The organism is Bacillus sp. NPDC077411 (assembly GCF_044543425.1).
Lineage (GTDB): Bacteria > Bacillota > Bacilli > Bacillales > Bacillaceae_G > Bacillus_A > Bacillus_A bruguierae.
Window position 1 is genome coordinate 104981 of sequence record NZ_JBITWA010000003.1, and the last position, 26052, is coordinate 131032.

At 36.5% G+C, this 26052-nt stretch carries 23 protein-coding genes and 1 pseudogene; 19 read left to right on the forward strand and 5 right to left on the reverse strand.

What is annotated here, in order from left to right; translation table 11 throughout:
- Window positions 1-12: 12 nt before the first annotated feature.
- From hutI to ACIGHG_RS06160, 3 genes are all read left to right on the forward strand, one after another.
- Window positions 13-1284 carry an imidazolonepropionase gene (gene hutI, locus ACIGHG_RS06150; RefSeq protein WP_396547599.1) on the forward strand — a complete coding sequence of 424 codons (1272 nt, stop codon included), beginning with the start codon at window positions 13-15 and terminating at the stop codon, window positions 1282-1284.
- Window positions 1263-2234, forward strand: coding sequence for a formimidoylglutamase (hutG, locus tag ACIGHG_RS06155; RefSeq protein ID WP_396547601.1), 972 nt, complete (start codon window positions 1263-1265; stop codon window positions 2232-2234). Before hutI ends, hutG begins: the two co-directional genes overlap by 22 nt.
- 346 nt (window positions 2235-2580) lie before the next feature.
- The gene (locus ACIGHG_RS06160) at window positions 2581-3147 is read left to right on the forward strand and encodes an undecaprenyl-diphosphatase (protein ID WP_336472461.1); all 567 of its coding nucleotides are present in this window, start codon (window positions 2581-2583) and stop codon (window positions 3145-3147) included.
- A 158-nt stretch (window positions 3148-3305) separates the two neighbouring features.
- Here ACIGHG_RS06160 and tnpB read toward each other — a convergent pair whose 3' ends face one another.
- On the reverse strand, window positions 3306-4430 hold the full coding sequence (gene tnpB / locus ACIGHG_RS06165; RefSeq protein ID WP_396547603.1) for an IS200/IS605 family element RNA-guided endonuclease TnpB: 1125 nt from the start codon (window positions 4428-4430) through the stop codon (window positions 3306-3308).
- 278 nt (window positions 4431-4708) lie between these two features.
- Window positions 4709-6268: a PAS domain-containing sensor histidine kinase gene (locus ACIGHG_RS06170; RefSeq protein ID WP_396547605.1), complete on the reverse strand. Its 1560-nt coding sequence runs from the start codon at window positions 6266-6268 to the stop codon at window positions 4709-4711.
- A gap of 584 nt (window positions 6269-6852) precedes the next feature.
- Between ACIGHG_RS06170 and ACIGHG_RS06175 the strand changes: the two are divergent.
- Window positions 6853-7227 (forward strand): annotated as a pseudogene (locus ACIGHG_RS06175) (VOC family protein).
- Between the two features lie 34 nt (window positions 7228-7261).
- Here ACIGHG_RS06175 and ACIGHG_RS06180 read toward each other — a convergent pair.
- A complete protein-coding gene (locus ACIGHG_RS06180; RefSeq protein WP_396547607.1) occupies window positions 7262-8071 on the reverse strand; it encodes a YitT family protein in 810 nt (269 codons plus the stop codon).
- A gap of 154 nt (window positions 8072-8225) precedes the next feature.
- Here ACIGHG_RS06180 and ACIGHG_RS06185 point away from each other — a divergent pair, with 154 nt between their 5' ends.
- The 3 genes from ACIGHG_RS06185 to ACIGHG_RS06195 are packed head-to-tail and all read left to right on the forward strand — an operon-like array spanning window position 8226 to window position 9761.
- Window positions 8226-9029 carry a protein phosphatase 2C domain-containing protein gene (locus ACIGHG_RS06185; RefSeq protein ID WP_336472463.1) on the forward strand — a complete coding sequence of 268 codons (804 nt, stop codon included), beginning with the start codon at window positions 8226-8228 and terminating at the stop codon, window positions 9027-9029.
- An 11-nt stretch (window positions 9030-9040) separates the two neighbouring features.
- On the forward strand, window positions 9041-9514 hold the full coding sequence (locus ACIGHG_RS06190) for a peptidoglycan recognition protein family protein (RefSeq protein ID WP_336472464.1): 474 nt from the start codon (window positions 9041-9043) through the stop codon (window positions 9512-9514).
- Window position 9515: 1 nt separating this feature from the next.
- Complete coding sequence (locus ACIGHG_RS06195; RefSeq protein ID WP_090913175.1) at window positions 9516-9761, forward strand: DUF2164 domain-containing protein; 246 nt, start codon at window positions 9516-9518, stop codon at window positions 9759-9761.
- Window positions 9762-10344: 583 nt separating this feature from the next.
- Here the strand turns inward: ACIGHG_RS06195 and ACIGHG_RS06200 are convergent.
- Window positions 10345-11109, reverse strand: a complete 765-nt coding sequence (locus tag ACIGHG_RS06200; protein WP_413788883.1) for an ANT(4')-I family aminoglycoside nucleotidyltransferase — start codon at window positions 11107-11109, stop codon at window positions 10345-10347.
- A gap of 523 nt (window positions 11110-11632) precedes the next feature.
- Here ACIGHG_RS06200 and ACIGHG_RS06205 point away from each other — a divergent pair.
- The 11 genes from ACIGHG_RS06205 (at window position 11633) to ACIGHG_RS06255 (ending at window position 24025) form a co-directional block, all read left to right on the forward strand.
- Window positions 11633-12871, forward strand: a complete 1239-nt coding sequence (locus ACIGHG_RS06205) for an esterase/lipase family protein (RefSeq protein WP_396547610.1) — start codon at window positions 11633-11635, stop codon at window positions 12869-12871.
- Between the two features lie 169 nt (window positions 12872-13040).
- On the forward strand, window positions 13041-14054 hold the full coding sequence (locus ACIGHG_RS06210; protein WP_336472467.1) for a S66 family peptidase: 1014 nt from the start codon (window positions 13041-13043) through the stop codon (window positions 14052-14054).
- A 24-nt stretch (window positions 14055-14078) separates the two neighbouring features.
- Window positions 14079-14654, forward strand: a complete 576-nt coding sequence (locus ACIGHG_RS06215) for a GNAT family N-acetyltransferase (RefSeq protein ID WP_336472468.1) — start codon at window positions 14079-14081, stop codon at window positions 14652-14654.
- A gap of 308 nt (window positions 14655-14962) precedes the next feature.
- On the forward strand, window positions 14963-15610 hold the full coding sequence (locus ACIGHG_RS06220; RefSeq protein ID WP_336472469.1) for a 2OG-Fe(II) oxygenase: 648 nt from the start codon (window positions 14963-14965) through the stop codon (window positions 15608-15610).
- Between the two features lie 349 nt (window positions 15611-15959).
- Window positions 15960-17573 (forward strand): long-chain fatty acid--CoA ligase, encoded by a 1614-nt coding sequence (locus ACIGHG_RS06225; RefSeq protein WP_336472470.1) that lies wholly within the window; start codon window positions 15960-15962, stop codon window positions 17571-17573.
- A gap of 120 nt (window positions 17574-17693) precedes the next feature.
- The gene (locus ACIGHG_RS06230; RefSeq protein ID WP_336472471.1) at window positions 17694-18254 is read left to right on the forward strand and encodes a biotin transporter BioY; all 561 of its coding nucleotides are present in this window, start codon (window positions 17694-17696) and stop codon (window positions 18252-18254) included.
- 39 nt (window positions 18255-18293) lie between these two features.
- Window positions 18294-19757 (forward strand): acyl-CoA synthetase, encoded by a 1464-nt coding sequence (locus ACIGHG_RS06235; protein WP_396547613.1) that lies wholly within the window; start codon window positions 18294-18296, stop codon window positions 19755-19757.
- The gene (locus tag ACIGHG_RS06240; protein ID WP_336472473.1) at window positions 19750-20844 is read left to right on the forward strand and encodes an acetyl-CoA C-acyltransferase; all 1095 of its coding nucleotides are present in this window, start codon (window positions 19750-19752) and stop codon (window positions 20842-20844) included. Before ACIGHG_RS06235 ends, ACIGHG_RS06240 begins: the two co-directional genes overlap by 8 nt.
- A 527-nt stretch (window positions 20845-21371) precedes the next feature.
- Window positions 21372-22820: a MocR-like pyridoxine biosynthesis transcription factor PdxR gene (gene pdxR, locus ACIGHG_RS06245; RefSeq protein ID WP_336472474.1), complete on the forward strand. Its 1449-nt coding sequence runs from the start codon at window positions 21372-21374 to the stop codon at window positions 22818-22820.
- 5 nt (window positions 22821-22825) lie between these two features.
- The gene (locus tag ACIGHG_RS06250; RefSeq protein WP_336472475.1) at window positions 22826-23740 is read left to right on the forward strand and encodes a D-alanine--D-alanine ligase; all 915 of its coding nucleotides are present in this window, start codon (window positions 22826-22828) and stop codon (window positions 23738-23740) included.
- Between the two features lie 36 nt (window positions 23741-23776).
- Window positions 23777-24025 (forward strand): HAD hydrolase-like protein, encoded by a 249-nt coding sequence (locus ACIGHG_RS06255; protein WP_396547615.1) that lies wholly within the window; start codon window positions 23777-23779, stop codon window positions 24023-24025.
- Between the two features lie 19 nt (window positions 24026-24044).
- On the opposite strand, the gene ACIGHG_RS06260 is transcribed toward ACIGHG_RS06255, so the two are convergent.
- On the reverse strand, window positions 24045-25253 hold the full coding sequence (locus tag ACIGHG_RS06260) for an alanyl-tRNA editing protein (RefSeq protein ID WP_396547617.1): 1209 nt from the start codon (window positions 25251-25253) through the stop codon (window positions 24045-24047).
- 340 nt (window positions 25254-25593) lie between these two features.
- Between ACIGHG_RS06260 and ACIGHG_RS06265 the strand changes: the two genes are divergently transcribed.
- Complete coding sequence (locus ACIGHG_RS06265) at window positions 25594-25986, forward strand: hypothetical protein (protein WP_336472477.1); 393 nt, start codon at window positions 25594-25596, stop codon at window positions 25984-25986.
- Window positions 25987-26052 lie beyond the last annotated feature (66 nt).

A 26052-nucleotide genomic window follows, 5' to 3' on the forward strand; every position in this document is an offset into this window, starting at 1 on the left:
GGGGGGAAAACGATGTTAGACATTTTACTAACAAATATTGGCCAATTATTAACAATGGATCAAGAAGATGGATTACTGCGGCGGGAAGCGATGAATACGCTTCCTGTCATTGAAAACGGTGCGGTAGGTATTGAAAATGGTGTGATCACTTTTGTAGGAACAATGGAAGAAGCAAAAGAATTACATGCAAAAGAAGTTGTGGATTGCAAAGGGAAAATGGTTTCACCAGGTCTTGTTGATCCGCATACACATCTTGTATTTGGTGGTTCTCGTGAAAATGAAATTGCTCTTAAATTACAAGGCGTTCCGTACTTAGAAATTTTAGAACAAGGCGGCGGCATTCTTTCTACTGTAAATGCTACAAAAAAAGCGACGAAAGAAGAACTTGTTGAAAAAGCAAAATTCCATTTAGATCGCATGTTATCTTTTGGTGTAACAACAATGGAAGCGAAGAGCGGATATGGATTAGATGATGTAACAGAGTGGAAACAATTAGAAGCTGCAGCAGAGGTTCAGAAGCAGCATCCAATTGATGTTGTGTCAACATTTTTAGGAGCTCATGCAGTGCCAAAAGAGTATAAGGGAAAATCGAAAGAATTTTTACAGTGGATGCTCGATTTATTACCAGAAATCAAAGAAAAACAATTAGCAGAGTTTGTTGATATTTTCTGTGAAACAGGAGTATTCTCTGTTGAAGAATCAAAAGAATTTTTACGTAAAGCGAAAGAACTTGGTTTTGATGTGAAAATTCATGCAGATGAAATTGATCCGCTTGGCGGTGCAGAAGCGGCTGCAGAAATTGGTGCAGCATCAGCTGATCATTTAGTCGGGGCATCTGATAAAGGGATTGAAATGTTAGCAAATTCGAATACAGTTGCTGTATTACTTCCAGGGACAACATTCTATTTAAATAAAGAAAGTTTTGCTAGAGGGCGTAAAATGATTGATGATGGTGTAGCGGTAGCTTTAGCGACTGATTTTAATCCTGGTAGTTGCCCGACCGAAAATATTCAACTTATTATGAGCATTGCAATGTTAAAACTAAAAATGACACCAGAAGAGGTGTGGAACGCTGTAACAGTAAACTCAGCGTATGCGATTAATCGCGGTGATGTTGCTGGGAAAATCCGTGTTGGGCGTAAGGCAGATATCGTATTGTGGGATGCATACAATTATGCCTATGTACCGTACCATTATGGTGTCAGCCATGTAAATACAGTATGGAAACAAGGGAATATTGCATATACACGAGGTGAAGAAGCGTGGAGCAAGACCACTATTTAAAGAAAAATGCAAAGTTTATTGATCGTGAAGTAACGAAATGGAGTGATATCATTAAGAATTGGGATGAGAGTGAAAAAATCTTCGGCGGGGCATTAATTGGTGCTCCGCTTTCCAAACCATCAATTAGTCACTCGGGTGCATGCTTTGCACCAAAAACAATTCGAGCAATGTTAGATGCGTATAGTACGTATGCAATTACAGAAGAGCATGATATGAAAAAAAGTGTCCTATATGATTGCGGTGATATTACAATGCACGTTACGGATATAAAAGAAAGTCATGTTCGCATTGCGAAAACGCTAGAAAGTCTTACAAAATCAAACCCACAGATGGTACCGATTGTTCTTGGCGGAGATCACTCTATTAGTTTTCCGAGTATAAGTGGGTTTGCAAGCAGTAAAGGAAAAGTTGGGATTATTCAATTTGATGCTCATCATGATTTACGTAATCTAGAAGATGGCGGGCCGTCAAACGGGACACCGTTTCGTAGTTTACTAGAGAATGATGTCATTACAGGAAAGCAATTAGTACAAATAGGAATTCGAAACTTTTCTAATGCTCATACGTATCATGAATATGCAAAAGAGCATGGAGTAACGGTATATACGATGCAACATGTGAGAGAGCGTCATATAAAAGATATCATTACAGAAAGTATTGAATTACTGCGTCATCAAGGGGTAACATCTATTTATGTTTCTGTTGATATGGACGTATTAGATCAAGCATTTGCGCCGGGCTGTCCAGCAATCGGCCCAGGTGGTATGGATAGCACGACATTACTGGATGCAATGACAGTGCTTGGGCAAGAACCACTTGTAACAGGTATGGATATTGTGGAAATCGACCCAACTCTTGATTTCCGTGATATGACAAGCCGCGTTGCAGCACAGGTCATTATGAGTTTTTTACTGTCACGTGAAACGGTACGTAAGCAAGTAAATATATGAGAAAAAAGAGCCAATTCGAAATTTCGTTTTAACGGAATAACGAGTTAGCTCTTTTTCATTCTATATACAAGTTAAAAAAAACCTTTCTTTTTAGGGAGGAGACTAGAGCACCTGGCCGCACATAGGAGCGGTCAAGGCCTTTTCCTGCCACATGCGAGGTTTAAAACAAAGGGAGCAAACAAGTACAGGTCATATTGTATTCTGCATAGCGGCGATTTATATGTTGAAAAATTAAAATGAATTTATATAGTTACGCCATTTTTTTATTTGGAGCCTAACACATAGTTCTTTTTTATATGGAAATAATAAGAATTATATTTGAAGTGAAATTGAAGGAGATACTCTTATGGACTACAAAATATTTAGAGCTATTAACCGATTGGTTGGCCGTTATCCATCTGTAGATGCCATTATGATAATGATTTCTCAAAAGGCGCGTTATGTATATGTTCTTTTATTAATCTTAATGTGGTTTCGTAGTGGTTTCTATAAAAAAATTACGATACAGGCAATAATCTCTGCATGTACAACGTTACTTATTCATTTTTTTATAAAACAATTTTATTTTAGACCTCGCCCTTTTGTAAATCATAATGTGCATATATTACCTCCAATTCCATCAGGAATGAATTCTTCATTTCCAAGCAAACATACGATGCTCTCGTTTGCCGTGGCAACTTCTATTTTGTTTTATAATCGTTTGTTAGGATGGTTTATGTGGTTATTAGCGTTTTTAACAGGATTCTCCCGCATTTGGAGCGGGCAGCATTATCCATCTGATATTATAGGAAGCGCATTAATTGGAAGTATAACTAGTATTGTGGTGAACGTTATTCGCTGGTTATGGAATTGTTTTGTTTCATGTGTTATGCATAGCTACAACCGAATTTGTGCTTTTGTAAGAATGCGTTAACCATGAGTAGAATATGAAATATGTATCATCTTATTAGAGTAAATTCCAATTATAGAAAGTTAGTGGAGGGTTGTTTTTGAACTACTCGCCACTTAACGTCCTTGCGGACTGTTTGAAGTGGGGGATTCCTACGAACACCAAAGTATCCTTTGGTTATCTTAGTAGGCTAACCCCGTAGTTCCTACGGTTAGAAGTCTTACGGCTTCGTTTTTAAGGTTTTGTCCTGCGTTAATATCCCTGTCATGGTGCGTGCCACAAGAAGGGCAAGCCCATTCACGAAGATTTAGATTCTTAACGTCTTTGTTTTGGTAGCCACAACAAGAACAAAGCTGACTGGAAGCGAATGTTTTAGACACAGCAATGACTTGTTTGCCGTACCATTTTGCTTTGTATTCAAGCATAGTTCTAAATTGTGACCAAGATACTTCACTTATTGCTTTCGCTAATTTATGATTTTTTAGCATATTTGACACTTGCAAATCTTCAATACCAATGATGTCGTGGTTTTTGACAATTTCGGTAGAGATTTTTTGCAAGTAGTCTGTTCTTGCGTTGGTGATTCGTTCGTGAATGCGAGCGACTTTGACACGCTGTTTATTCCAATTTGAAGAGCCTTTTACACGTTTGGAAAGAATCCGCTGTGCATCAGCCAACTTCTTTTCCAATGTACGAAACCACTTAGGATTTCCAAATACTTCACCAGTCGAAAGGATAGCAAAGTCTTTTAATCCAACATCAACACCAACAGACGAACCTGTTTTTTCTAATAGTTGCACTTCTGTTTCAACAAGAATTGAAACAAAGTATTTCCCGCTTGGATTACGTCTAACGGTAGCGTTTAAAATACGCCCTTCTACTTCTCTTGATTTTGCAAAACGAACAAAGCCAAGTTTCGGTAATTTTATTTTATTTCCTGCAATCGCAATATTTCCGTTTGTTTGTTTTGTTGTATAGGATTGGATCTTATTCTTTTTAGACTTAAAGCGAGGTGCATCCGTTTGTTTTTTGAAAAAACGAGTGAACGCATCAGCAAGGTTTTTGAGTACGGATTGCAGGGAAATACTGTCCACTTCTTTTAGCCATATGAATTTCTTTTTCAACTGTGTTAATTCTGCTGAACAAGAATTATATGTCAATCCTTTTCCTGTTTCCTTGTATGTGTCATTCCAACGTGCCAAAAAGCGATTGAATACGAAGCGAGAACACCCAATCGTCTTAGCGATTAAAATTTCTTGTTTTTTGTTTGGGTATATACGGAATTTGTATGCTTTATTAACAATCATGACTTTCACCTCCTTATGTATATTATTTTAGAGGTGAAGACATGGAAAAACAAACAGTAGTATTACGATTTCCTAAAATTCTTTTAGAATTACAAGTAGCACTCGAACAGTCGGACAATCGAGATGATAAATAGCCATCCCTTATCCGAAGGCGATTCATCCCCCACCTACTCATTGGGCTACGCCCTTCACATTCCTTGAGGTGGGAGTATTCTCGCCTATTTTAGATAAAAAAGAAGAGCAAACAGGAAAGTGAATTTTTTGTTTGCTCTTCTTTTTTATGTCGTTTTTCGGAATATAGGTAACCGAATATCTACAGTTGTCCCTTTATTTACTTCACTTGTAATTTGTAATTTCCCATTATGCTCTTCAATGATTTTATAGCACATCATTAAACCTAATCCAGTTCCTTTTTCCTTCAAACTATAGAAAGGTTCACCTAAGCGTGAAATGCGATCTTGTGGAATTCCACAACCTTCATCTGTAATGCTAATTACTATAGAATGATTTTCTATGTTCATTGTTTGAATGGAAATAGTCCCTCCGTGAGGCATTGCTTCCATTGCGTTTTTTAATATGTTAATGAATACTTGCTTGAGCTGATTTCCATCACATTGAATTGCTGGTAAAGAAGACGTGTGATTCATGGTGATATGTGTATTATGCATCATTGCTGTTGGTGAAATAAATGTTACCACTTCCTCGATTAATGTTTGGATTTGATAAGGTTGTATGGATATAGCTTGTGGTTTAGACATTGCCATAAATTGATTTGTAATAGATTCCATTTGAGCAATTTCGCTTAGCATAATATCAACATACCATTTGTTGTTTTCGTTTATATCAGGTTCTAGCAATTTTAAAAAACCTTTTAAAGAGGTTAAGGGGTTTCGTATTTCATGGGCAATACCAGCAGTTAGCTGTCCAACAACTGCGAGCTTTTCGGATTTTTTTAATAATTCTTCGGTTTTCTTTAAATTTGTAATATCTTGTCCCATAATGACAATCCCTTTTCGCGATCCATCAGGATGAAAAAGAGGAACTTTTATAATGTTAAGAATGATAGGAGTGGAGTCAGCATGAATAATAATTTCTTCACGACACATGCTCTCTTGTTTCTGCCATGCATATTGATCGGATTTTTCACAGTATAAGAAGGAGTTACGATAGGATTCATTATATTGGATGAGCTCACTATCTTTTTTACCACGATACGGTACATTTTCAAATTTTAAACTAGAAATTGCATAATCGTTAGCCTCAAGCCATCTTCCTTCTTCATCTTTCAAAAGAATAAACGCTGGCATTGCATTTATAAGAGTCCGTAAGCGTTTTTCACTTTCTTTTAATGCAAGTTCCATTTTCTTTTTTTCTGTGATATCTCTTAAGCTACTTACAAACGCTACTACTTCTCCATATGTGTTTACAATAGGGGAGATAAAATTAGTGACGTGTATTAAATTCCCATTTTTTTGTTGTCTAATTGTTTCTTTCGACGTAAACAGTTTATTATGTGCTAGATCTTGATATAGTTTGTTGTATTTATCTTTTGAGAAATCCGGAATAGTAGGTATGATTTCTCCAAGTATTTCTTGTTCAGTCCAGCCGAAAAGAATTTCAAAAGCTTTGTTTACTTTCATCACACGAAGCTCTAAATCAAGAACAACAATAGCATCTATTGTGTCTTTAAGAAGTGAATCTAATTGTTGTTTTGTTAATATGAAATTTTCTTTACTCTGTTTTGTGTTTCTTGTCTCTTTCATTCTATTTTTTGTAATAGTAGCGCGTCTTTTTAGATATATGCTTTTTTTAACAGACGTAAATCTTTTCCTTTGCATCAATGATTCCTCCGCATATATATAATAATTTTAAATAATGATTATACTATATAAAGTCATTTTAATTTTCCTGCATATAAGTGGCTGCAAGGCAGAGCAAGACATGACCTGCATGTGCTTTCTCCTTTTGTTTTAAGCTTTGCATGAGCAGGAAAGGACACTGATCGTTTCTATGCGCAGCCAGATTTCCTCGTTCTCTCTACTTATATATATTAATTTTTCGACATATAAGTCGGTGCTATGCAAAATCCAACATGACCGCTTCTAGGCATGGCCAGATGCTCTCGCCTGCCTAAAAAGAAAGAAGATTTTATGTCGATTTTTTCCTTTTGTATTTATATAACTTGTGTTTATATTTTATTTTAGAGATATAACGCTGCTAATGTTATATCCTTTAAGAGTATAGACGTGATAAGGATAAATAGTCAATTTCTCATTTAATATTTTTGAATTGTAAGTTTTATTTCACGATTTAAAAAATGAGAGGTTCTTTCGTTTTGCTTGTACATCTTCATAATAGGTATGAAAGTTATTGTTAAAACAATCTTTGGTATAATAAGGATAGTAAAGGGGAGGAGATTGTTATGACGTTTAAGATTCAAGGGATTGATCATGTACAATTAGCAGCACCAGAGGGGTGTGAAGAAAAAGCGCGTGCGTTTTATGGAAATATACTCGGATTAGAAGAAATTCCAAAGCCTGCAGAACTAAGAAAGCGGGGAGGTTGTTGGTTTCTCTGTGGGAGTTAAGAATTACACATTGGAGTAGAGCAGAAATTTTCTCCTGCAAAAAAAGCTCATCCGGCGTTTTATGTTCAACATATTGAATATTTCCAAGAAAAATTAACACAAAAAGGAGTCGCTGTTATAGTCGATACAGCACGTCCTGATGTTACAAGGTTTTATGTATTAGATCCATTTGGGAATCGAATTGAATTTATGGAACGGAAAAATAGATAAAAAAACGAGGTGGATACAATGCCACCTCGTTTTTTTATCCTCTTCTAAATAATCCTAATACTTCCACAGTTTCTGTAATATTCACGAATGCTTGCGAATCAATTTCAGAAATCATAGTTTTCATTCCTGCTAGTTCTTCCCTAGAAATAACAGTCATTAGTACACGTTTCTTCTCATTTGAGTATGCGCCTTCTCCATCAAGTAATGTAATGCCCCGTACAAGACTTGAAAGGAGCTTTTCTTTCATTTCTTCTGCTTGACTTGTTACAATCATTAGAGTTACTTTTCGATGTTTCGTGTGGATTGCATCAATTACTTTCCCTGTAACGAAAATAGATAATAAACTGTTTAAGGCAGTATCCCAATCGAAGAAAAATCCAGAAATAACGATTACAATAGCATTAAGTGCGATTAAGAATCCGCCAAGTTGAATATCTTTTTTACGTGAAAGTAACATACCAATAACATCAAAACCACCCGTTGAACCGTAGCAGTTGAAAACAAGGCCAATACCTGCCCCGGCAATTACACCACCAAATAAAGAAGAAAGTAGTGCATCTGTTGCCACTGCATGTACAGGAATCACATATAATGCCGCCGAAAGTGTAATAACGGATATGATTGTATAACCAATAAATCGTTTTCCAAGTCCAATATACCCTAAAATAAGAATGGGTAAGTTTAGTAAAAAGTTTACTAATCCGGTATTAAAGGGAGTTAAGATTCCAATGATCATTGCGATTCCGCTAATCCCACTGCTTAAAATCTTGTGTGGAATAAGGAAAAGATTAAAAGATAGTGCCACAACTAAAGATCCTAAAATCACTCCAAGTAATCGATACATACCTTTCCCGTCCTTCACTAAAGATGCTATATATACAAACTGACAATAATTCAAAATTATATATGAGATTGTAAGATTTGAGGGAAAACAGTTTATTTTGGGAAATTAGATTAGTTCGAAAATTGAAAGCGATTTATTCTAGGGGGAGAGGGATATGAAGGTCCAGCTTTTTCAACAAACAAGTCCATTAAAACAAGAATGCGAAGATGCACTAATTTGTAATGAAGCTTTAAAATTATATGGTGTTTGCGATGGGGCAACGCCGCTTATTGAGTTTCAAGATGAGAATGGGCATAACGGAGCATACTTAGCCTCTCATTTGTTTCGACAACATTTTGAATCGATTTCGAATATGTATTCATTACAAACTGAAGTTGCTATAGCAAATCAGTTACTGCAAGAAAAAATGCAATTATATCATATTGATATGGCAAAAAAGGATCAACTTTGGTGTACTTGCATTGCTGCTATTCATATCACAGATAAAACAATAGAATATGCGCAGCTTGGAGATTGTATGATTGTTGCTAAATTTGTTGACGGGTCAGTTAAAGTACTTACGGAAGATACAGTGAAAGGCATTAGTAAACGGGCAAAGCAACAACGCGAGGAAGATCGTAAAAAGGGGCTTTCTGTTCCAAATGAAGCAATATTTACTGATAAAAAAGAGCAATTACGATACAATCGTTACATGGCAAATACTCTAAACGGATATTCTGTTGCAAATGGGATGAATGAAGCAATTTCTCTTATTCAGCAAGGAGAACTGTTACGACAAGAAATTGCAAATCTATTTATTTGTTCAGATGGTTTGTTTCATCTCGAGTGGCCGCTAGAAATAAGTGCACAATTTGTGTGGGAACATGGTATTAAGAAATACTTAAAAATAATAGAAAAATTAGAAGCGAAACAGCTTATCCATCCAGATGATAAAACCGCAATTATCATTCATTTGTAAAGGGTGAGACTATGCACATTCAGAAAGCGCATTTATCTTTTCGTGATCCGTTGCAGCCATTACAAGCTGTTACACATATTATTATTCATCACACAGCGGAAGATGGCTGGGACGTATATAAGACACATGAATTTCATCAAAATAATCGAGGATGGAGCGGGATAGGATATAATTATTTTATTGAGGAAGATGGCACCATTTACGAAGGAAGAGGACTGCATATAGGAGCTCATGCGAAAGGTTATAATACGAGTAGTATTGGGATTTGTATATCTGGTAATTTTGATGTATATGATCCAATACCAGTACAAATGATTTCTTTGCATTGGCTATGTAAACAGTTCATGTATCAATTTTCTTTAGATAGTGAGCAAGTTCTCGGTCATCGTGAATTAGATGGGGTAACAAAAACGTGCCCAGGAACGCGTTTTTCAATGGGAAAACTACGCCATATTCTATCAAATAACGAAAAAGGAGCTGTATAATATGACTTTTATGAAATTACCAAATGAGAAAAAAGAAACACTTGTAGAACATATTCAAGAATTTTTTAAAGAAGAAGAGCTAGGGGAGATCGGCCGTTTTCAAGCGGAGCGCTTAATTGAAGAAATGATAAAAGAACTAGGACCACATATATATAATCAAGCAATAGGCGATGCTAGAAAACTTGTCGCAGATAAACTTGCAAATTTAGAAGAAGACTTATATGTGCTAGAAAAACCAATCAAATAGTACAAATAGGAGAGCAGTACTTTGTAATATTAAAGACAAGTGATAAAAGCTCCTCGCTCCATTTGATTCACGAGGAGTGTTTATCACTTAGGTTTTGTTTATTGACTATATATCCATTTTGATTTTTCAACATCTTTGTCTAGCTCTGCCTCCTAAGCCCTCATGTCTAAGAACCTTCCACACGAGAAGGTAAAAAACACCTTCTGTGTGAAAGAACCTTAGCCAACGGGCCTAAACAGTCGGCTCCGCTTTTCTTTATAATCCAGCTCCAGCGGCTAGAACAGTCGGTGGCTTCGCGTCTTCCGCCGAGGCAAAAAGCGCCTCTATGTCAGAAGCTCCATCCCCCTCTTGTTCTGAGCGAGCCGCTTCCGCTTTTCTTTATAAGTAGCGGCTATGCAGAATACAGCATGACCGCTACTTGCTTTCTCCTTTTGTTTTAAACCTTGCATGTGGTAGGAAAAGGCCCCGACCGTTTCTATGCATAACCAGATGCTCTCGCTCACCTAAAAAGAAAGAGAGTTTTTATGTCGATTTTTTAATTTGTGTTTATATAGAGTGCTTTTGTTGAAAAATTAATGAATTATCAAATAAAAGGTATATCATTTGAACATTTTATCACATAACCATTTTTAGCTGACCAACTTAATAAACCCTTCCAAAAGTTTTCACAGACATTCATAATTTGTTTAGGTTCGGAAAGATATCCTGACATCACCATTTCACAAAGTGCATCAAATCCTTCTGGCTTATCTGTAAAAGCTCTAGCCTCAGGTAATACTTGAGCTGATGTCGTAAAATATCGTTTGTTGTGTAATCCTAAAATCATCGCACCTGCAGTTGCTATTTTTATAGCCAAAGTAGGTAAGAACGTTTCAGGTCCTTGAATTTCTATATTTCTTAATTTCCCAATGTATTCGTACATTTCTTCAACTAGTGTTTTACAAATCGCTTTTTTAAAAATTGTGTGATCTACAGAACTTGCTTTTTGTCTTAACTCTTGGAAAAATTCTTCAGGATCATATATTGGTAGTATCGTGAAGAATTGTCCATGAGTAAGTGGCCAATCTTCTTCTATTGTAGTGGCTTCTTCTACAATATCTTCTTCACTATCAAAGTTTACTTCTGCCTTCCAATCACCTGCTGTCCATTCATAGCTATAGCTATCTTCTAAAGAATTTAAAATACATTTCATTTCGATATCTGAAAATGGACCATCTGCTTTTCTAGCTAAAGAACCGTATATACCAATAGCTTTAACTTCTGAACCATATTTTTCTAATATTTGATTTGCTATCGTATAAGCGATTTTTATTCTTTCTTCTCTTGTAACCTTTCCTGGACCCATCATATACATTTCTCCTTTTTTATAAAAATATTGAGTGAGATAATATATAGATGATCAAGGAGGACCACGGGCTTAACAGGGAACTTTATCTGGTGTCATTTAAATACACCACCTTTCTAAATCATATAAAGTGAAACTTCCATCAGTAGGGGGGCTCCATCCTCCACTGATGGTTAATTGAACTAATCGGGCTTTACGGGCAGTTGTCCCTCACCTATCTTCTTTAGAAAAGCGGAAGCGCCTCGTCGGAGGGGGACGAGCTGGACAACGCTTCTCCCTAAATTTTAAGGAGGGGGTCTTACTGCCTGTTAATGAGGGATAAAAAGTCACGTACATACAAATTAGGAAATGAAATAAAATCCATTTTATGAAGTTTATTGTAAATGGAATGAGATATTTAGTCAAAGAAGAATATAAAAACCCTCTTTTAGTTAACACATATGACAGCAATTGTTGAGAAAAATTTTCATGTCTTCAAAAATAACAGAAAATTCAGTAAAATTAATTAAAACAAAGGAGGTTTTTTATGAGGAGATATGTAAATGCAATGCTTTCTATGTTACTTATTATTGGTTTACTTTGGTCGCCGCTTGAATTAAAAGCAGAGGAACAAAATCAAAAAGAACCGATTATTCTTATTCATGGTTTAGGTGGTTGGGGCCGTGATGAATTATTTGGCTTTAAGTATTGGGGTGGTTTCAAAGACATCGAGACAAACTTGAATCGACAAGGGTATAAAACATATACAGCTTCTATTGGACCACTCTCAAGCAACTGGGATCGTGCAACAGAGCTATATTCTTATTTAAAAGGTGGAACAGTTGATTACGGAGAAGCTCATGCGAGAGCACATGGACATGCCCGTTATGGAAAAACATATTCGGGGGCATATAGCCAATGGGATAATCAACATAAAGTTCATTTCGTTGGACATAGCATGGGTGGTCAGACAGCAAGAGTATTATTACAGCTATTAAAAGAGGGAAGTTTAGAAGAACGAGAGTATTATAAACAACATCCTGAGATAGGGATATCGCCTTTATTTGAAGGGAATAAAGATTGGGTACGTAGTGTAACAAGTATCGGTACGCCGCATAACGGTTCTACGTTTGCAGATGAAGAAACGATGTCTTCGTTTATTAAAGAATTTGTATTAAAGATTGCTAGTTTATCAGGCAGTAATCCAGAAACATTTGGCTATGACTTTAAACTGGAACAATGGGGATTAAAGCGAAAACAAGGAGAGAGCTTTTTACAATATGCAGATCGAATGCTTAATAGTTCCGTTTGGAAAAGTAAAGATGTCAGTGCTTACGATTTAACGACAGCGGGCTCTAAAGAGCTTAATCAATGGGTAAAAACATACGATGATGTATATTACTTTTCTTATACAGGAGATGCGACGTATCGATCACTACTGACAGGGCATTCTGTACCTTTGTTGACGATGAATCCACTTATGTATTTGTCTGGCTTACATATTGGCAAGTTTACACGAGGATATGCAGAGCCGTTTATTAATGGAAATTGGTGGCCAAATGATGGCCTTGTTAGTGTTGTTTCGTCACAATATCCGATAGGGCAGCGAAATCAGCTGTATGCAGGAAATGCTCAAAAAGGTGTTTGGAATTATACGGCGACAAAATATAATTGGGATCATCTCGATTTTATTGGAATTGATCTTGCAGATACGTTAGGGATTAGTGATATATATTCGTTTTATAATGAAGTTGCTGGCAATATTTATCGTTTACCCTTGAATTAAAAGAAGGAAATAGAAATCCCCTTCATATATTATGAAGGGGATAAAATATTATAGCATCTTTGTCCAAATCGCCTTCGTATAAGCAGTTTTGATTGCTTGAAATGAAGGGTTTCAATAGTAGTTTAACGAATATAAATCTAAATATATAGAAAAGAATGGAGAAATACATATGATACAATATCCGTTTTTGCAAAAAGGAGCAACAATTGGGGTAACGGCACCTTCTTCTGGTGTAAATTCTGCCTTACATAATATGTTCAAACAATCCTGTGAAAGTATGGAAAGAAAAGGTTATACAGTCGTCTGCGGAGAAACAGTTTGGACGCAAGAGAAAGCTAAGTCTTCTAGTGCGAACAAAAGAGCAAATGAATTTATGGAAATGATGCAAGATGAGAACATTAATATCATCATTCCTCCTTGGGGTGGTGAACTATTAATTGAAATACTAGAAGAAATTGATTTTGAAAAAATAAATAAGAAATGGGTATTGGGATACTCGGATACGAGTGTTTTATTATTAGCGATAACGTTAAAAATAGGAATAGCGACTGCTCACGGAACAAATTTCGTAGATGTAAGAGGCGAATATTCCGATCATACAACAGCAATGTGGCAAAGTGTATTATCAACGGAAGTAGGGGATTCAATCACTCAGTATTCTTCAGAGAAATATCAAGCGAAATGGCAACATAATAATCCATCGCCATGTGTGTTTCACTTAACAGAAGATACAAATTGGAAAACAATTTCGAATGGGAATGTGAGTATTACAGGTCGATTGCTTGGCGGATGTATTGATGTGATTAGACACCTCATTGGCACGCCATTTGGTAACGTGCAAGAGTTTAGGAAGAAGCATTGTAATAACGATCCGTTCATTTGGTATTTTGAAAATTGTGAGTTAACGACTACTGATTTACGACGTTCATTGGTTCAAATGAAACTGGCTGGTTGGTTTGAAAATTGTTCAGGTATTTTATTTGGCCGCAGTGCTGCAAATCATCCAGTGAATGAATATACCGCTGAAGATGTATATACAGAATTAGCTAATGAGTTGCAAATTCCAATTATTTACGATGTAGACTGTGGTCATAGGCCTCCGCAAATTACATTTATAAACGGGGCATTTGCAGAGGTTGAAGTGGAGGGCGGTAAAGGAGTAATTACACAGCATTTTAAGTAGAAATGTAGAAAGGAAATGATATGAATGGAATATGAAAAGATTGCAGAAAAATATCCAGCACTCATTACAGAACGATTATGTTTACGGCCGTTAACAATAGAAGATGCTGATGATGTATTTGAATATGCTTCAAATTCAGAAATTGCAACATATACAGTATGGTATCCGCATGAGACACTACAAGATTCAAAAATGTTTGTTCAGTCAATCTTAGATCAATACGAAAAAGGAGAAATGGCGGCTTACGGAATAGAACTGAAAAAGGAAAAAAAGATGATTGGGACGTGTGGTTTTATCGAGTATGACAAGAATCATCATAAGGCAGAGCTGGCTTATGCATTATCGCCAAACTATTGGGGACAAGGCATTGCGACAGAAGCAGCAAAGGCATGTATCCGTTATGGATTTGAAATCTTACAGCTAAATCGTATTGAAGCAAGATGTCATGCTAGTAATGTACAATCCGAACGAGTGATGAAACGTTTAGGAATGCAATATGAGGGAACGTTACGAAAAGATATGTTTGTGAAGGGAGCATATCGAGATACGAAAATATATTCGATTTTGCGAGAGGAATATGATGTACAAAAGGGAGAGTAATAGAGTGAATTACTCTTCTTTTCTTCTACTCTCTTAATCATCTAGAGGTATGCCCATTTTGACTCCAAATTCTTCGAGAGTGCGGTTTTTACCAGTGTAGGTCTACTGGTTTAGAACCCTACTCTTCTTAACACAACATGAGATAGAGAGAAAAATTATGAACCTCGATTCCAAAGTGAATCGAGGTTTTTTATGACAATGGTTAAAATACAACGGAATAGTCCTTGTTTTAATTTTAAAAAAACTGAATAGAAAGAAAAATATGATATATTTATACTATCCAATCATTTTTAAGGGAGATGGGGAACATGACAACGGAAAATCAAATAGTTGAAAATAAGGAACTCACGATTTTTAACCACATTGGAAACACAATTGTAACAGAAGATAGAGAAATCCAAATTATTTCAAGATTAGAAGAGCCTCTTATTGTCGTGTTAGCAAATGTATTAAGTGATGAAGAGTGTGAAATGTTAATGCAAATGTCCAAAAATAAAATGAAACGTTCTAAAATTGGTGTTTCGCGCAAAACAAATGACATTCGGACGAGTAGTGGTACGTTTTTAGAAGAAAGTGAGGTCACTACTAGAATCGAAAGACGAATTGCTTCGATCATGAATGTTCCTATTGAACATGGAGAAGGGTTACAGATTTTAAAGTATACAGTTGGCCAAGAATATAAAGCGCATTATGATTTTTTCGCAGAAAACAGTGCAGCAGCAAATAACAATCGGATGAGTACCCTTGTCATGTACTTAAATCATGTAGAAGAAGGCGGAGAGACTTTCTTTCCCAAACTCAACCTTTCTGTATCTCCGAAAAAAGGAATGGCGGTATATTTCGAATATTTTTATCAGGATGCATCATTAAACAAACTCACTTTACATGGCAGTGCACCTGTTATCAAAGGTGAAAAATGGGTTGCGACGCAATGGATGAGAAGAAGACCTTCGTAGTCAACTACCCACCACTTAAACGCTAACACGTTTTGAAGCGGGGGCTTAAAAAAAGCCCTGGTTGCCTAGCCTCAGTCTTTCGTGGACTCCGTTCGTAGTTGCATACCCAAGAATGATTCCCTAGTTCTTGGCTCTATGGTGGCTCTCTTTTAGTCAATATCAACATGAATGTTTGGCAGTGCTTTATTTAAAAAGAAAAATTAAAAATATATAAATATTTATCTAAATTTTCTAAAAATATTGACAAAATAACTTTCAATTTTTATACTTATGACAGCATAATGAACTGTTAATAAGTCCTTTTGTAATATCTAAAAATGAAAGCGTTTTTATAAGGGGGAGAAGAAATATGATGATGGATGTGCCATTAACAATTAGTTCGATGATCGAAAGAGCAGAGAAGTTATTCCCGAAGAAAGAAATTATTTCTCGTACACATAGCACAATTACACGGTTAACGTATAAGGAGTTAGGTGAGCGAACGAGACGTTTGTCTAGCGCGCTGCAAAAATTAGGTGTGAAGCAAGGAGAACGTGTTGGCACATTAGCATGGAATCACCATCGTCATGTAGAAGCATATTTTGCGATTCCTAGTATTGGTGCTGTATTGCATACGATTAACATTCGTTTATCTCCGCAGCATATTTCTTATATTATTAACCATGCAGAAGACCGCATTTTACTCATTGATGAAGATATGGTACCGGTTGTTGAGAAAATGCAAGAGGAATTATCAACTGTACAAGCTTATATCATCATGACCGATAAAAAAGAGCTTCCTGAAACTTCGCTTCAATTTGTATACCACTACGAACAACTTCTTGAAGAAGGGAATCCTAATTTTTCATTTTTAAAAGATATTGATGAAAATATGCCGGCTGGTATGTGCTATACATCAGCTACAACAGGCAATCCGAAAGGCGTCGTATATACACATCGCAGTACTGTTTTGCATAGTATGACGCTTGGGCTTGCAGATACAGCGGCACTTTCTGAAAGTGATGCTGCTATGCCGGTTGTTCCTATGTTTCATGTAAACGCTTGGGGATTACCGTTTGCAGCAACATGGTTTGGATCAAAGCAAGTTCTTCCTGGACCGATGTTTACACCGAAAATTTTATTAGAAATGATGCAGGAAGAAAAAGTAACATTGGCAGCCGGTGTGCCAACAATTTGGCTTGGTGTGCTGCAAGAATTAGAAAAGAATCGTTATGATCTATCAAATATGAAACGAATTTTATGCGGCGGTGCAGCTGCGCCGAAAAGTGTGATTGCAGCTTTCGAACAAAAATACAATGTCCCATTTGTGCATGCATATGGAATGACAGAAACAAGTCCGCTTGTCACGCTTGCGCGTTTGAAAAGTTATGAACGTGAACTACCATATGAAGAACAACTTACGATACGTGCGAAGCAAGGTTATTTAGTACCTGGTGTTGAAATGAAAGTTGTTGGAGAAAACGGAGATGTAGCATGGGACGGACAAGAAATGGGCGAGCTATGCTTACGTGCTCCTTGGATTGCGGCAAGTTATTATAAAGACGAGCGAACAGCAGAGGGATTTCGAGATGGATGGTTATATACAGGAGATGTCGTTACGGTTGATGAAGAAGGGTGTATTAAGATTGTCGATCGAACGAAAGATGTAATTAAAAGCGGGGGAGAATGGATTTCATCTGTTGATTTAGAAAATGCTTTAATGGCACATGAAGCAATATTTGAAGCGGCTGTTGTTGCAGTGCCGCATAAACAGTGGCAAGAGCGTCCTGTTGCATGTGTTGTTGTAAAACAAGGTCAATCTGTTACAAAGGAAGAATTATATGATTTTTTAAAACCACAATTTGCAAAGTGGTGGCTACCAGATGAGATTGTCTTTCTGAAAGAAATTCCGAAAACTTCAGTTGGGAAGTTTTTAAAGCAAGCGCTTCGAAAAGAGCTGGAGCAATATTATATAGAAAATTGAATAGTGATTGTAAACTTCGATTGAGTTTTGGTTGACAATATAGAAAGAGCAAGGTAACATATCACATGTGATATGTTACCTTATTTTAATTTATAGTTTACAAACAGGAGAAAACATAATATGGATACAAGAAATTTAGTTTTTGTCGCTTTATTTAGTGCCATTATGGCAGTGTTAGGACTTATACCGCCAATTGCTTTATCATTTACACCTGTACCGATTACATTACAATCACTTGGTGTCATGCTTGCGGGCGGTTTGTTAGGATCTCGTCTAGGGGCTCTTAGCCAATTCGTATTTTTACTTGTTGTAGCAGCGGGTGCACCGTTGTTAGCTGGAGGCCGCGGTGGATTTTCAGTTTTTGTGGGACCGAGTGCTGGTTATTTAATGGGATATGTAATCGGAGCATTTGTTATTGGATATTTCGCAGAACGTCTTCGCAACGTATCATTTCTGAAATTATTTTTAATTAATATTATTGGTGGTATTTTTGTTGTATATTTCTTTGGTGTTATCGTACAAGCCTTTGTGATGGATATAAGTGTAGTAAAAGCAGTGAAATTAAGTGTTGTGTTCTTACCGGGAGATATATTGAAGGCTGTATTTGCGACAATTCTTGTAACGAGATTACAACGTTCATTGAAACGAACAATTTATCATACAAATTCTGAAACACGTTAAAACGTGTTTCTTTTTGTTATAGAAAAGGAAGTGAAATAGGTGGGAATTACAAAATCTTATGCAGCACATGCACATTATCGATCGAACAAAACTGCAATAAAAACAAAAGATAGAAGCGTTACATATAAAGAATGGTATAAGTCTGTTTGTCAAGTTGCAAATTGGCTTCATGAGGAAGAATTAAGTAATAAAAAGATTGCGATTTTACTTGATAATAGCGTGGGATTTTTACAAATTTTTGCTGGATCTGCTATGGCAGGTTGGATTTGTGTCCCACTTGATCTAAAGTGGAGTATTCATGAACTTGAGGAACGACTACAAATCGTACAGCCTTCTATTATAGTTGTAGCACAGCATAAACGTAATCAATTGCCCAAAACAAATAGTAAACTATTTTCTATCAGTGCGTGGTCTGATAGAATAACAAACACTTCTATTACAGTAAATGATATAGAAAAGGTGGGAGAGTTACCTTTTTATATGGGATTCACATCAGGATCAACTGGAAAAGCAAAAGCGTTTCTCCGTTCACAACAATCATGGGTAGAAAGCTTTGCTTGTAATGTTCATGATTTTCATATGAAAAAAGATGAGACAGTATTGCTTACGGGAACGTTTGTACACTCTCTCTTTTTATACGGTGCAATGAGCGCTTTATTTTTAGGACAAACGATATACATGACAGAAAAATTCATTCCAAACCGTGTTCTTTCAATATTAGAGAAGGAATCTATTTCTGTTATGTATACAGTTCCAACGATGCTAGAGTCTCTATACAAAGAAGAAAGAATGATAGAACAGGAGATAAAGATTGTTTCATCAGGTGCAAAATGGGAAGCTGAAGCAAAGCGAAAAATAAAACAGGTCTTTCCGAATGCAAAGCGATATGAATTTTATGGAGCGTCTGAATTAAGTTTTGTTACAGCACTATCCCATCATGATAATGAACATAAACCATCTTCAGTTGGAAGACCATGTCATAATGTAAAGATTAGTATTCGCAATGGGGACGAACAAGAAGTAGAGAAAGGAACAGTCGGCACAATTTATGTGAAGAGTGAGCAGTTTTTTATGGGGTATATAATAGATCATGTACCAATTTCTCACGTAACGAGTGATGGATGGATGACAGTTCATGATGTGGGTTATGTTGATGAAGATGGTTTTTTATATATTGTAGGACGAGAAAAAAATATGATTATTTATGGTGGAATCAACATTTTCCCTGAAGAAATTGAATGTGTATTGCAGATGCATCCAAATGTAGATGAAGTAGTTGTTGTTGGTAAGAAAGATATGTATTGGGGAGAAAAACCGGTAGCACTAGTTAAAGGAGTGGTATCAAAAAAGGAACTGAAGCAACTTTGTTTGGGAAGGTTATCTTCCTATAAAATTCCGACAGAATGGTATTTTGTAGATGTAATTCCTCATACAAGCAGTGGGAAAGTTGCACGGGCAGAAGTAAAAGAAATGCTTGAAAAGCAGGGGTTTATGTATGAATAGAGCAGTAATTGTTGAAGCAAAACGCACTCCAATTGGAAAGATAAATGGCATGTTTAAAGATTATTCTGTTGAAAAATTAGCAGCTCCTTTACTTACATATATAAGTAAAGGTATCGAAAAAGAAATCGATGATGTTATATTCGGAAATGTTGTCGGGCCTGGTGGGAATGTAGCTCGGCTGTCAGCATTAGAGGCCGGTCTCCCATATGAAGTACCCGGGGTGACGATTGATCGCCAGTGCGGGGCAGGACTGGAAGCAATTCGGTTGGCATGTCATCTGATTCAGGGCGGAGCGGGAACTTGTTACATTGCAGGTGGAGCCGAAAGTGTAAGTACCTCACGATTTGAAAAGCGAGCTCGTTTCTCACCTGAGCATATTGGTGATCCTGATATGGGAGTTGCTGCAGAGTATGTAGCGAAGCGTTACGGAATTACAAGGGAGATGCAAGATACATATGCATGTCTAAGCTATAAACGAACATTAGCAGCATTAGAAAAAGGATATTTACGAGAAGAAATTGTACCAGTTTCTCACAATGCAGTAGACGAAACGATTAAACATTGTATGAATTATGAAAGAATGATAAAACGAACACGCCCTGCCTTTTTACAAGAGGGGACAGTGACGGCAGGTAATTCATGTGGAGTGAACGACGGAGCGTGTGCACTTCTTATTATGAATGAAATGCAAGCTGAAAAGCTTGGTTATAAACCGGTACTACGATTTGTATATAGTGCCGTTTCTGGCGTAGATCCTCATTTTCCCGGTAGTGGGCCGATATTTGCGGTGCAAAAATTATTACAACAGATGAATCTCACAATGGAAGATATTGATTATATTGAAATGAATGAAGCGTTTGCTTCCAAAATAGTTGCATGTGCGCGCGAGTTAAACATCCCTTATGAAAAATTAAATGTAAACGGCGGAGCGATTGCTGTTGGACATCCATACGGTGCATCGGGAGCAATGCTTGTGACAAGGTTATTTTATCAAGTGCAAAGAGAACAGGTGAAATACGTGATTGCAACGTTAGGTATTGGCGGAGGGATTGGAGTTGCACTTTTGTTTGAAAAAGTAGAAACGTAGAAATTTTAGGCGCATATTATGTTACTCATTTTTACCCCGCTATTTTGGCGTAGTAAGAGCCCCACCTCAAGATTCAAAGAGAGACGAGGAAGATAGGCGGAGGATAATTGCCAGTAAAAGCCCGATTAGGCGAGATTTTCATCAGTGAAGGATGAAGAAAACGATCACTGATGGAAGTGTTTACGAATAATAGATTTGTTTAAATATGGAAGTTCAACATCCGTTTGCTTATTATTAAAATAAGTGAACGGATGTTTTGTTTTTTAGGAGTGAGAACAGTGGGGATTTCTATATAAAAGTTAGGATTTTCTAATATTGATAAGCATTTAGCACATTTATTTCAAGCACAAATTATTGATCTTATGAAAAAGTACTATAATGGAGAGAAAGTCGCAAATATTTTTTAGGAGAGAACGAGGATAAAATTAGTGCCTAAAACCATACCACTGGTTAAAGAAAATACCTATGTTGTGGACCTTTTGGGATAGATATAGTTATGCAAAAATGATAGCAAGGGGGTCAAGGAAGTGTTTAATGATTTTAAGCTTGTGGATAATCGTCCTGTTTATATTCAATTAAAGGATTATTTAAAAAAAATGATTATGAAAGGACACCTGCTGGAGCACCAGAAGCTTCCATCTACCCGAGAACTTAGTAAATTACTATTGATCAGCAGAAATACTGTACTCACTGCTTACGCAGATTTAGAACAAGAAGGTCTAATCTATGCAATAAAGGGAAAAGGAAATTTTGTAGGGAAAGTCAAAACAGCCAAAACTCCATCCATCGAATTAAACTGGAAAGAAAAGGTCAATGAAGTTACCTTGCTAGCTGATGAATTAGATTTAATGAAGCACGGTGTTCGCTGGAAAAAAGGCATGATTTCATTCAATAGCATTGCCCCAGACGAAAAGCTTTTTGATGTTGAAAATTTTAAAAGGGCTTTTCTGACCCGAATGTCTATTGAAGGAGATATCGTTTTGAACTACGGATATGCAAAAGGCTATAAACCCCTAATTGATTACCTTCTTCACTATATGGAAATGAAAGGCGTAGATATTTCCAATAAGGATATTCTGATCACAAATGGCTTCACCGAGGGTCTGGATATTTTGTTGTCTTCCTTAGCTAAAAAATCTGGGCGTATTATTTGCGAAAATCCTACCCATCATGCCGCATTAAAGCTTTTTCGATTATATGGACTTGATATCTACGGGATTGAAATGAAGGATGATGGTATCGATATTTGTGAAGTTGAGAAGATTTTATCCGAAATGGATTTTGATTTTGCATACTTAATCCCGTCCTATCATAATCCGACCGGGATTGTCACGTCCTCGGAAAAAAGAACTGAAATCATGAAACTTTTTTCAAAATATCAAATTCCTATTGTGGAAGATGGATTTAATGAGGAATTACGTTATTCAGGTTCCCATTTAGCACCGTTATTGACTTTCGCCGGATCAGGCAACAATGTGATCTATATCAGCAGTTTTTCAAAAATTCTTTTTCCGGGATTACGTGTTGGTTGGATTTTAGCAGATAAGGAATTAATCCATTGTTTGGAAAGTGTGAAAAGGGCACGAACGATTCATACATCCACGCTGGATCAGGCAGTGCTTTATCAATATTTGCATGATGGTTATTTTGAAAAATATTTAAAAAAGGCCAAGTCAGTTTATAAGAAAAAATATGAACTAGCCTTTCATGCTTGCAATCAATACATTCCTTTTCAAAGAATGACAGGGGATGGCGGACTTCATCTTTTTATAGAGTTAGCAAAAGGAATGAATTCGCGTACACTTTTGGAAAAATGCTATGAAAAGGGAGTTGTTTTTTCTCCTGGAGACGTCTTTTACACGGATGGAAGGGGAAGTAATACGTTTCGATTAGGATTCTCTCGGTTAAAAGAAGCGGATATTCTTAAGGGAATTAAGATAATTGGAGATACATTGAAAAATGAAAATGGGAGTTGAAAAAAGTGAGAGTTGGCGTAATTATGGGAGGCGTGTCCTCCGAAAAACAAGTATCCCTCATGACTGGGGAAGAAATGATTGCCCATTTGGATAAAAGTAAGTACGAAATTGTGCCTATTCAACTAAATAACAAAAAAGAGCTAATTGAAAAGGTAAGGAATATCGATATTGCCTTGTTAGCGCTTCACGGAGAATATGGGGAGGATGGTACGATTCAAGGTACATTGGAAACGCTCGGCATTCCATATACCGGAAGTGTCATGTTATCAAGCGGTATTTGTATGGATAAAAATATGTCGAAAAAATTGATTCGTTATGAAGGAATTCAAACCCCGGATTGGATTCATCTTTCGAATATGGAAGAACTTCAGCTTGATGAAATTGAAAAAATGGGGTATCCGTTAGTGGTAAAACCTAATTCGGGTGGTTCCAGTGTAGGGGTAAAGATCGTATACGATCAGGACTCTTTACTATCCTCGCTTGAAGATGTACTGAAATGGGATTCTGAAATCGTAATTGAAAAATATATAAAGGGTGAAGAAATTACCTGTTCCATTTTGGACGGAAAACTTTTACCGATTATTTCAATTCAACATGTGGCTGAGTTCTTTGACTATCATGCGAAATACGATGATGCGGCTACGATTGAAGAGATTGTAGAACTTCCGGTCACAACTCAAAAGCGTGTCGCCGAGGCTGCAATGGCCTGCTATAAAGCATTAAAATGCAGTGTTTATGCTAGAGTTGATATGATTATAAAAGATGGAATCCCATATGTCATGGAGGTTAATACATTGCCGGGGATGACAAAAAATAGCTTACTGCCGAAAAGCGCTCATGCGGTGGGAATCTCTTATAGCAAGCTATTGGATATGATCATTGAAATCTCTTTAAAGGCTAGGAGAAACGAAGGGTTTTAATAGAAATATAATTAAATGCAGTGTTAAAATGTATTGTTGATTCTACACTACTTTTCTGAAATTATTGGGTGGGAAGATGGATTTCCTAAAAAGCCGAATCCAGAAGCATATATCCATATGCAAAAGAAACACTCTATTAATTTTGTTGTGGGAGATCGTGCGTTAGACATTATACCGGCTACAAAACTGGGAATCACAACATGTGCTTTTCAAAACGCAGATTATTATATTGATTCTTATCATCAGTTACTTCATATTCTGAAAGAGAAGAGTCTTCACATATAAAAGAAACACAAGAAACGATTTATGTTTCTTGTGTTTCTTTTTGTATATGAATAAGGTGTGATAAAAATGCTTTGCCTGTAACAGTTGCTTTACCGCCGCCGCGTGCGCTTTTTGGATTCCCGCCACCTTTTCCTTCTATAAGAGGAAGGGCTGCTTTTAAAAGGGTATTCATATTTAGCTTAACGGCTTGACCACATGCACAAATGCATTGTAAGTTTTCGCCGTTTTGTGTAACAAAATATGTAATGGCATATTCATCTTTTTCTGTAAGGATAGCTGCTAATTTTGCAAGTTCCTGCATAGAACGATTTGTAAAGTTAACGGCAATTTGTTTCCCAAATGAAGTTTTTTCTGCTTGCTGTAACAATTCATTTGCTTCTACAAGAATGAGTTTTTCGTTGACTGCTTGCAACGCTTTCTCAGTTTCTTTTTGAGTGAAAAGGAGCTGCTTTATTTTGTTTGGAATATCGTCCTCTTTACTTTGTAACTGCTGTGCTGCGCCTTTTACGAGAGCTTGATTACGCTGCATCAGTTCAATTGTACGCCAGCCGCAAACAAATGTAAGACGAATGTTTCCTTTATGACGCTCCCAATTGATGATTTGAACCGGGCCGACTTCACCAGTTTGTTTTGGATGTGTACCACCACATCCGTTATAATCAAGATTTTCAATAATAACAACACGAATATTTTCTGTCACTGTTGGTTCCTTGCGTAAAGGAAGTTGCTTTGCTTCTTCTAGATCTACCCACTGAACTGTAATTGGACGGTTTTCAAGTACAATTTGATTAGCAAGATTTGCAGCTTCTTCAGCCGTTTCGAAAGAAAGGTCAGAAGTTTCTAAATCAATTGTTACGATTTCTCTTCCTAAGTGAAAACCGATTGTTGGAATGTTGAAGTGATCCCAAAATATAGCGGACAAAATATGTTGCCCAGCATGTTGCTGCATATGATCGAAACGACGTTTCCAAGAAACATGTCCCGTTACTTCATCTGCATGTATCTCTTCAGTAATGTAATGACGAATTTCTCCATCTATTTCTTCTACATTTATAACAGGAATTTGATTTAAATACCCTGTATCATGTGGCTGACCACCGCCCGTTGGATAAAACGCTGTTTGTGTTAATACAACATAGACTTTGTCGTCTTTGTCACATACTTGTTTTGTGATTTGAGCTGTAAATGTTTGTAAATATGAATCTGCATAAAATAATTTGTGATTCACGATCTTACTCCTTTCAAACTTAGCTATATAAATACAAAATAAAAAATCGAGATAAAAACCCTCTTTCTTTTTAGGTAGGCGAGAGCATCTGGCCATGCATAGAAGCGGTCAGGGCCTTTTTTCTGCCACAGGCAAGGTTTAAAACAAAAGGAGAAAGCAAGTAGCGGTCCTTTTGTATTCTACATAGCAGCGAGTTATATGTAGAAAAATTAAAATGGACAAATATAGTTCTATTGTAAAACAATACGTATTAATTTTCCTAATATTTCATAAGAAAAATTCTCCTTTTTGGAATTTTCTTGCTATAATGAGAAAAAGGAACATAACGGGGGTGGATGATATGTTGTATGAAAATGGCGTACGCAAACTGATTCATCTAAACACAAGTATTTCTGAACTATACCGAGAATTGCATGAAATGACCCGTCATTTAAAAGAATGTAACCGTGAAAGTGTAACATTTGATCGATTATATGTGAAAGAATTATTTTGGAAAAAAGAAGATATAGTTTCTATGTATGATCAGCTCCTAATTCAACTTTGTATTAATGATTGTTTTGATATGAAAAGTTTCATTTCTGGGGAATATGCTTATACACATGAAGAAGTAGAGAATTGTGTAGCAGAATTTAATAATAAACATAATGTGAATATTACAGTAGAGGAAGTATTAAAAGAATTACAGTTTACATATGGTATTGATATGGAGCTGAAACGAACAGCTCGTGTTTAAGAAAACGAAAATTATGTTTTCAAAGGAAGCTGCTTTTCAGCTTTCTTTTTCTTTGCATTTAGATAT

Coding starts and splice junctions, on each gene's coding strand:
- hutI (WP_396547599.1), top strand. CDS start 13: ATGTTAGACATTTTACTAACAAATATTGGCCAATTATTAACAATGGAT.
- ACIGHG_RS06160 (WP_336472461.1), top strand. CDS start 2,581: ATGGACTACAAAATATTTAGAGCTATTAACCGATTGGTTGGCCGTTAT.
- tnpB (WP_396547603.1), bottom strand. CDS start 4,430: ATGATTGTTAATAAAGCATACAAATTCCGTATATACCCAAACAAAAAA.
- ACIGHG_RS06170 (WP_396547605.1), bottom strand. CDS start 6,268: ATGCAAAGGAAAAGATTTACGTCTGTTAAAAAAAGCATATATCTAAAA.
- ACIGHG_RS06180 (WP_396547607.1), bottom strand. CDS start 8,071: ATGTATCGATTACTTGGAGTGATTTTAGGATCTTTAGTTGTGGCACTA.
- ACIGHG_RS06185 (WP_336472463.1), top strand. CDS start 8,226: ATGAAGGTCCAGCTTTTTCAACAAACAAGTCCATTAAAACAAGAATGC.
- ACIGHG_RS06190 (WP_336472464.1), top strand. CDS start 9,041: ATGCACATTCAGAAAGCGCATTTATCTTTTCGTGATCCGTTGCAGCCA.
- ACIGHG_RS06195 (WP_090913175.1), top strand. CDS start 9,516: ATGACTTTTATGAAATTACCAAATGAGAAAAAAGAAACACTTGTAGAA.
- ACIGHG_RS06200 (WP_413788883.1), bottom strand. CDS start 11,109: ATGATGGGTCCAGGAAAGGTTACAAGAGAAGAAAGAATAAAAATCGCT.
- ACIGHG_RS06205 (WP_396547610.1), top strand. CDS start 11,633: ATGAGGAGATATGTAAATGCAATGCTTTCTATGTTACTTATTATTGGT.
- ACIGHG_RS06210 (WP_336472467.1), top strand. CDS start 13,041: ATGATACAATATCCGTTTTTGCAAAAAGGAGCAACAATTGGGGTAACG.
- ACIGHG_RS06215 (WP_336472468.1), top strand. CDS start 14,079: ATGGAATATGAAAAGATTGCAGAAAAATATCCAGCACTCATTACAGAA.
- ACIGHG_RS06220 (WP_336472469.1), top strand. CDS start 14,963: ATGACAACGGAAAATCAAATAGTTGAAAATAAGGAACTCACGATTTTT.
- ACIGHG_RS06225 (WP_336472470.1), top strand. CDS start 15,960: ATGATGATGGATGTGCCATTAACAATTAGTTCGATGATCGAAAGAGCA.
- ACIGHG_RS06230 (WP_336472471.1), top strand. CDS start 17,694: ATGGATACAAGAAATTTAGTTTTTGTCGCTTTATTTAGTGCCATTATG.
- ACIGHG_RS06240 (WP_336472473.1), top strand. CDS start 19,750: ATGAATAGAGCAGTAATTGTTGAAGCAAAACGCACTCCAATTGGAAAG.
- ACIGHG_RS06265 (WP_336472477.1), top strand. CDS start 25,594: ATGTTGTATGAAAATGGCGTACGCAAACTGATTCATCTAAACACAAGT.